5 protein-coding genes are annotated in these 7,769 nt (G+C 40.8%); 2 read left to right on the top strand and 3 right to left on the bottom strand.

Translation table 11 applies throughout. From position 1 onward, the window contains the following. Positions 1-143 (top strand): transposase family protein (locus IJT21_07150; GenBank protein MBQ7578022.1); only part of this gene is annotated, 143 nt, incomplete at its 5' end. Between the two features lie 303 nt (positions 144-446). Here IJT21_07150 and IJT21_07155 read toward each other — a convergent pair. Next, on the bottom strand, positions 447-4,091 hold the full coding sequence (locus tag IJT21_07155) for a hypothetical protein (protein MBQ7578023.1): 3,645 nt from the start codon (positions 4,089-4,091) through the stop codon (positions 447-449). 296 nt (positions 4,092-4,387) lie between these two features. Here IJT21_07155 and IJT21_07160 point away from each other — a divergent pair, with 296 nt between their 5' ends. Continuing rightward, complete coding sequence (locus IJT21_07160; GenBank protein MBQ7578024.1) at positions 4,388-5,608, top strand: ABC transporter permease; 1,221 nt, start codon at positions 4,388-4,390, stop codon at positions 5,606-5,608. A 39-nt stretch (positions 5,609-5,647) separates the two neighbouring features. Here the strand turns inward: IJT21_07160 and dnaB are convergent, their stop codons facing one another. After that, positions 5,648-6,991, bottom strand: a complete 1,344-nt coding sequence (gene dnaB / locus IJT21_07165) for a replicative DNA helicase (GenBank protein MBQ7578025.1) — start codon at positions 6,989-6,991, stop codon at positions 5,648-5,650. Then, entirely contained in the window at positions 6,991-7,440 is a 450-nt protein-coding gene (rplI, locus tag IJT21_07170; GenBank protein MBQ7578026.1) for a 50S ribosomal protein L9, read from the bottom strand. The genes dnaB and rplI overlap by 1 nt, the downstream gene beginning before the upstream one ends. Positions 7,441-7,769: the final 329 nt, after the last annotated feature.

Genomic DNA, 7,769 nt, shown 5'->3' on the forward strand with positions numbered 1-7,769 from the left:
TATTATTTCATTCTGATCGTGGAACACAATATACTTCTGATGAATTCCAACAATTACTCGATAGCATAAATTTTTCACAATCGCTCTCAAATACTGCTTGTCCATATGATAATGCAGTTGTAGAGTCAAAAAAGAGAAAATAAGCAGGCGAAAGTTTTTGCAATTAAAAGACGTAAAGCACTCTATAATGTCGTATATTGACGGATTTTATAATACTAAGCGTCCTCATAGTGCCAATAATGGACTTTCTCCTAATAAGAAAGAAGCAAAATCCTGGACAAAAAATTAACTAATCTTAGTTTTTTATGTCCACTTTATTGACTATTATCCAGCCAATTACTGCGAGAACTCCTACAACACGCAAAAAGTCAAAGTAATAGACTCTCTGCTCTAATTATCATTATTTATATGCCTCCTTAAAATTTGTCAAGAGTTATTTTCATGAATCACATGCCGATATTAAATAAATTGTCAATTAACTGCTGCTTGAACTGATCAGCCGGCGAGTCGTCTTCAGGATTGTCTGAACCCGGCCCCGTCGGAAATTTCAATTGCAGCTGAAATTTTGTATCCTGCTTCTGTTGTTCTTCGGTCTTGTTGAGCAAATTAACCGGCAAGAAATCTTCTATCGGCTTCGTAATCTTGAGGTCAAGCAACTGCAATTTATCCCATGAGTTAGCAAGAGTAAATGTTACATTCTGATAATCGCGCTTCTTAATTCCCAGCACACGCCCGGCAGCATCCCGCAGAAAATTCCCTGTGAGTCCGCCCGTAACATATTGAAAGACTCCTTTCATCGCGCCTAATAACTGATCCAAAATTTTCAAATCAAATCTTCCGTCGCAATAAAGTCTTAAGCCCTTTCCCGGTATTCCTGCCGAACCATTTATCTCAAAATATCTGTATAAAGGCTCGTCCTTGCCTGCGCGCGCTCCTGTTCCGGGATTGAAGAATAAATCTGCACCGTTCCAATAAAAGCTCCCGTCAATTTTCTCAAATGAAATTTTCTTAGTGGGAGTAACTTTATCTATTATGTCCATTTTGTGAATATAACCCGGAGTCGTCTCAAATTTTCCGTTAGCAAAGTTTGTCGGCATTGCCCCGAAAGTGCCTTTTGCTGTTACATCTGCGTTGACCTTGCCGACTAATTCTCCTTCTGGCATAAATGGAGCTGCTAATTTCCCGAAATCTAAATGTGAAACTTTTACGGTGCTTGACCACTGCAATTTATTCAAGTCAACGTTTAATTTCGAGTTTATGTCGCCGCCGCTTATTACTGCATGACCATTTTTCATTGAGAGAGTCATTTTCACGGGACTGAATGTCAACGGCAGATTTATATTAGAGATTCTGATTTTGTCGATAATCTTTATTGCGTTGGACGAGGCTGTTATATTTATTGACGATGACGAATCAGCAACGCCCATAACTTTCACGACAGCAGAGCCCTTTACTATTCCTGCAAGCGATGAGACCTGCGACTCAATTGCACTGTTTAAATCGATTGGCTTTGTCTCGACGTAATAAGCCCATTGTTTATTTTTATTGCTGAGGGTTATATCAGCTTCCGGCCTGAACTTGTCAATATTTAGAGCTGTGTTGATTAAATATTTATCCGCTGCGGGAGAACTTAATTTTATGTCGATATTCTCAAATTTTGTGATTCCGTAATAGAGGGGGCCTGCTACGTGAACAGCTGCTTTAGGTTTCGCAAGAGTCCCGTTTACGCTTATGTTGCCGTTTACTTGGCCGATTACCGGAGCAGTTTTCATGACGAGCAGCAATAACGGTTTTAACTCTAACTTTTTCACGCTGGCAGTAAGATTTATAGCACTGTTCATAAAATTTTTCTGATTTATATTTAGTGAACCTTTGCCGGAAATATCTGCACCGTTTATTTTCGCGTTTAACTTGTTGACGTTGACCCGCTGCATATTGCCGTTTGCTTGAAGTTCAGCAGTTGGAATATTTACGAGATCGCCTGCTTTGAAATTATCTGCACGGAGATTTGCATTAACGCTCGCATTCTTTAACGCGCCTTTGATGTTGAGTCCTCCTGTTATTTTTCCTGAAAGCGGCATAGATTTATCCTGCAAATTAAAGGCTCTCAACGTGTCAGCGATATTGATTCCTTGAGTCGAAGCTGCAATATCTAAACCGGGATTCGCAGGGTTAACGAGATTAACGAGTCCGCGAAAATTTATGCTGCCTCCCGGAAGTGCTGCCCTTGCGCCCGAAATTGTTAATTGATTGTTCGCGTAAGTTATCGGCAAATCAACATTTCCAAAGCGAGTCCCAGCATAACCCGCATTTTTTCCGGTTAAATTTGCTTTGACGCTTATAGAATTTACATTTGCGTAACGTCCTGACGCATTAGCACGCACATTATAGAGTCCGGTTACGTCTTTCAAATCGGGAATCGCCCGCAAGTCAAGATTATCAGCGTTCAAATTTGCTGTAAATGCCGTAGTGTTGAGATTTGCATTTGCTGAAGCCGTTATTAATCCTTTGCCGAGATAACTGGAAAAATTTTCAAGTACTGCACGGTTTGCTTTATGGTCGTAAATGAGATTCGCTATTAATTTCGTGAGAGTTAAACCGTATGCGCTGATTTTGTCTGATGTAATTTTGCCGGTGATTCTTAAATTGTCGGGAATAACGAATCTTGCTGTAATTTTTCCTGAGGGCTTCTCGATAGATTTTGCTATTTGCGGGAAAGCTTTTAACAACGTAACAATATCGAGATTCACAATAGAGAGGACTGCTTGAGGCTTGAAATTTCCTTTAGAGTCCTGTCCTGCCTCGCCTCGTGCAAATAATTTACCGCCAAAAACTTCGCCGCCAAGTGATATTTTAGGAGTCTGATTCGGTGCGAGCTTCAATTTTGCGTTAAACTCGTTGAGGATTCTTATTCCTGCTGCTGATATAAACGGGATTATTGCAGAAACGTCCGCGCGGGTGTTCGCAAAAATATTTTCGTTAATTGTCGTATCAACGTCGAAATTTATTGTACCGCCTTCACCTTTCAGGCCTGCTTCGGGTGCGAAAATTTTTCCGATTTCGTAGAGAGATAAATTTATTGCTTCGCCCTTTGCTTTGACGTTCATATTATCAATATTTGCCGACGCTGTGAGATTCAATCTTGCTGCATTTGTCTTGAATGAGGCTTTATCGAGCGCGATAATTTTTCCTTCCGACCACTTGAAGGGGACTCGAAATTTTAACGGGATTCCCATAATATCAGCTCTGGGCATTGAGACGACTCCGGACGCATTTATATAACCGTCTTCACTGACTGCTGTTACTTTGCCGTCGAGTCGCCCGGAAATTTTTACACCCAATGGAGGCGCAAATTTTAAGATTTCTTCAATTATAAGAGCTGAAATATTTAATTTTGCGTTCAATGGTTCGAGGGACGCTGCTAAATTTCCCGTTGCCTTGCCTATGTTGAAATCTGATGAAGTTATTCCGAGCGAGTCAAGATTCACAAGCGCGTTAAATCTCACCGGCAAAATGTTATCACGCGAAATTATGTCAGTTATGAGAGTCAATTTTCCCGACTCATTTAATGACAGCTCCGACAGTGCCAAATTTGAATATGGACTCGAAATATTTACGTCCGTTACAGAAATATTGACAGGGTTTAACTTGAGCTTGAAGGGTTCTGACGAGTCATTATTGTTATCTTCTTCCGTCTGAGTCTCGCTTGAAGAAAAATGATTTGCCAGCGCGATTAAATTATTCATGTCCGAACTAATGCCGCTAATGTTGAGACTCTTTATAAACGGCAGCCCGTCCATACCAGCAAGAACGAGATCCCAATCAGGACTCACTGACGCATAATTGAGCGTGAATAAATCTTTGTCGCCTGAAATAATACGCAAATTTTCAAGTGAATAACCCTCACGAAGAGAGCCGTTAATGTCAGCGATTTCTATTTTCAGGGGATTCAGGAAAAAATTTCCAGCCCTCTGAGCTAACGGCAGAACGAGCCACGATCCTGTGTCAAACCAGAATAACGCCGCCCCCGCCGCAATTAATATAATGCAAATATATACAAAATATTTTATTAATGCACCGATAAAACGCACGGTAATTTTTCACTCCCGATAAATTATTTGCTAATTATATTCTAAAATTTGCGTGATGGGTAATTTATGATTTTGGCAGCGATAAATTTTTGCGTGTTCGCGTAATAGTCCGATTAAAGCAATGGAGCATGGAAAATTGACGTGATAAAGTGATTTGTGCAAAACAATACCCAGATTTTGAAGGATTTAATCAAATATGTAATAAAAAATTTTTCTCCCTAAATTTTACACGTCAATAAATTATAATAATCAAAATTTTTCGCGTAATAAAATATTTAGAGGTGAATTATTCAAACATGGAAATAATAAAGACTGCTTTAAGATCTCTGCTCGACAACCGTACAAGATCTTTGCTCACAATGCTGGGAATCATAATAGGAGTCGGAGCCGTCATCACAATGGTAGCTATCGGAAGCGGAACAGCACAGCAGGTAGAAAGTTTTGTAGCCGGATTCGGTCAAAATTTAATTATCGTCATGCCAGCACCGCCAAATTCAACAGGAGCAAGAGGCGCAGCAGGTTCGGGAAATTCTTTAACGCTAGCTGACTCTAACGCCTTGGCCGCTGAAGGTTTCGCAATCGCACACACCGCACCCGAAGTAAACGCATCCGGACAAATTATTTACGGAAATTCAAACTGGAACACTAGCATATTAGGAAGCACACCCGATATTTTAGAGATTCGCAACTGGTCAATTTCAGACGGCGAAATGTTCACGGATCAAGACGTTAAAGGCGCTGCAAAAGTTTGTGTAATCGGTCAGACCGTCGCAAAAGAATTATTCGGATATTCTAACCCAATCGGCGAGACAATAAGAATCCGCAGCATACCATTTAAAATTGTCGGAATGACCAGCAAGAAAGGCGCAAACTCATGGGGGCAGGATCAAGACGATTTTATTCTAGTTCCCGTTACGACCGCGCAGAGAAGATTATCACGTTCAGGGCCGAGAGCTGACAACGTAAGACGCATTAACGTTCAGGCAAGGGACAAAGACTCTCTCGATGCAGCACAACAGGAAATAGAATCTATCTTGCGCCAGAGACATAAATTAACAGAAGGAGTCGAAAGCGATTTTAACATCAGAAATTTAACAGAAGTCCAAGAAAACGCAACAAGTACCGCTAACGTAATGAGTACGCTTTTGGGTGCAGTAGCGTCAATTTCTTTGCTGGTCGGCGGCATAGGCATAATGAACATAATGTTAGTCTCAGTAACTGAACGAACGCGCGAAATCGGAATCAGAATGGCTGTCGGCGCAAGACCTTCAAACGTGAGAGTCCAATTTTTGACTGAAGCTGTTGTATTATCGCTTTTAGGCGGTGCAATAGGAATAAGCGGAGGAGTCGGAATCTCACATGCTGTAACACATTTTTTGGGCTGGCCTACGGTTATATCGGTGCAATCAATAATAATTGCTGCTGGATTCTCTGCGTTCGTGGGAGTCTTGTTCGGGTTCTGGCCTGCGTGGAAGGCTTCAAATTTGGATCCGATTGTAGCTCTAAGGAATGAATAAATTTTTTCCCCTGACTCACACAAAGCCGGGGGAAATTTTTTATGATTTTGCATAACTTGCGAATCTCGTTATTTCCTTCTGAAAAATTAAATCACACGTTCCCGTTCTGCCGTTGCGGTTCTTAGCGACTCTAATATTTGCAAGGCTGTTGACTTCCTCGTTTTGTTCATTTTCCTTGTAATAGTCCTCGCGAAAAATTAATATAACGGTGTCTGCGTCCTGTTCGATAGCTCCTGAGTCTCTCAAGTCTGATAATTGCGGCTTCTTCTCCGTGCGTTTCTCTGACTCTCGCGATAACTGAGACAAAGCTATAACCGGACATTTTAACTCTCTTGCAGCGGCCTTGAGCATTCTGGAAATTTCTGCAACTTCCTGTTGTCTTCCGTCATTGACTCGTTTTTCTGATGTGCTCATTAATTGCAGGTAATCAATAACAACCAGTGCTAAATCAGGATGTCGAGTCTTGAATCTTCTGCACCTAGTCCGGAAATCAAGAGTCGTTAAATTCGAGTCATCGTTCAAATAAATATTTTTCTTGCTGAGTTCTGCGCTCGCTTCGGTTAATGCCCTGAAAGTATCTTTGCCCATTGTTCCCGTATAAATTTGCGAGAGATTAACATTTGATTCAGCTGCTAACATTCGCATTAATAACTGTTCGCTTGACATTTCGAGACTGAATATCAAAACGGGTAAATTTGCACCGTCCCCGCCGAATTGAGCAATATTTACAGCCAGTGCAGTTTTTCCCATTGAAGGACGTGCGGCGATGATGTTCAAGCTTCCGGGCTGGAAACCTCCTATTATTGCGTCTAAATCGTGAAAACCTGACGAGAATCCCGCCATTTGACTCCCTGTCTGCTTGTAGCGTTCTTCAATCGTTACAAAAGCGGGCGCTAATAACTCACTGACTCTCACAAATTCCGACGAGCTTTTATTTGCTGCTGCCTCAAAGATTAATTTTTCTGCTTCGTTAATTATTTCGCGGCTTGATTTCTGCTCGTTGTAGGCGAGATTTATTATTGCGTTGCCTGCCTCGATGAGTCTGCGTTTAATTGCGCGTTCCCTGATAATTTCTGCGTGATAAGAGGCGTTTGCGGTCGATGTTACGAGAGAAATTAATTCAGCAAGAAACGGCTGCCCCCCGAGTCTGTCAAAGATTCCCAAACGTTTTAATTCTTCCGAGAATGTCAGAGCGTCGACGGGCTTATCACTCACGTACATATTTACGAGTGTGTCAAAAGCTGCTTTATTGTTCGGGTCGTAGAAATCGTTTGCGCTTAAAATTTCTATTGCCGAACCGAGAGCCTCTTTTGAGAGAATGCACGCTCCTATTACTGCCTGTTCTGCTTCGATACTACGGGGGGGGACTCTGAAATCAGGCATTAATTGACGCTCACCGACAAAATCATATCAGCTTGAACGCCCGCAAAAAGTTTTATGGAAAATTTATAATCTCCTGCGTTCTTGATTACTTCATCGAGCTTGACATCGCGTTTATCAAAATTTTTCAGTCCATGCTGAGACTCGAGAGCTTCGACGACCTGTGCTGCTGTGATACTTCCGAATAATTTTCCGTTGTCGCCTGCTTTGCCGGTTATGGTTACTGAGCGTCCCTGCAATTTTTTCTGTAATTCGAGTGCTTCAGCGTGTAATTTTTCGTTCTTGGCCTTGAGTCGTGCCTGTTCTGCCTTCCATTCTGAAATTTTGCCTGGTGTTGCTTCGATTGCGAGATTCTTAGGCAGTAAAAAATTTCGTGCGTAACCGTCGCTGACCTCGATTAATGCGCCTGATCTGCCTAATTTATTTACGTCTGATTTAAGAATAACTTTCATGGTGAATAAAAAATTTTCTCCTCTCGATTTATTTGCTTATATTATATAATTAATGTGCCTGCGAAAAAATTATATTGTGATAAAGTATTTATTAACAATTTCACTTCTTAATGGTTCATAATTTACAACTACATTTACAACTACGAAAAAATTAAATTATTCCAGCGTTCATAATAATTAACAGAGAAAAAATTTTTTGTATCGCGATAATTTTTGCGTGAAAATTTTTATTGCCGTTATCGCCTCAATGTATGAAAAAATATTTATAAATTTATTCCAGCATTCATAATAATCAACAGGAAAAAAATTTTGGGTAGTGCGCAAATGAA

It is taken from the genome of Synergistaceae bacterium (assembly GCA_017443945.1).
Taxonomy (GTDB): Bacteria; Synergistota; Synergistia; order Synergistales; family Aminobacteriaceae; genus JAFUXM01.

Bases quoted from the DNA above. Each gene is read 5' to 3' on its own strand.
- IJT21_07160 (MBQ7578024.1), top strand. From the start codon at position 4,388: ATGGAAATAATAAAGACTGCTTTAAGATCTCTGCTCGACAACCGTACA.
- dnaB (MBQ7578025.1), bottom strand. From the start codon at position 6,991: ATGCCTGATTTCAGAGTCCCCCCCCGTAGTATCGAAGCAGAACAGGCA.
- rplI (MBQ7578026.1), bottom strand. From the start codon at position 7,440: ATGAAAGTTATTCTTAAATCAGACGTAAATAAATTAGGCAGATCAGGC.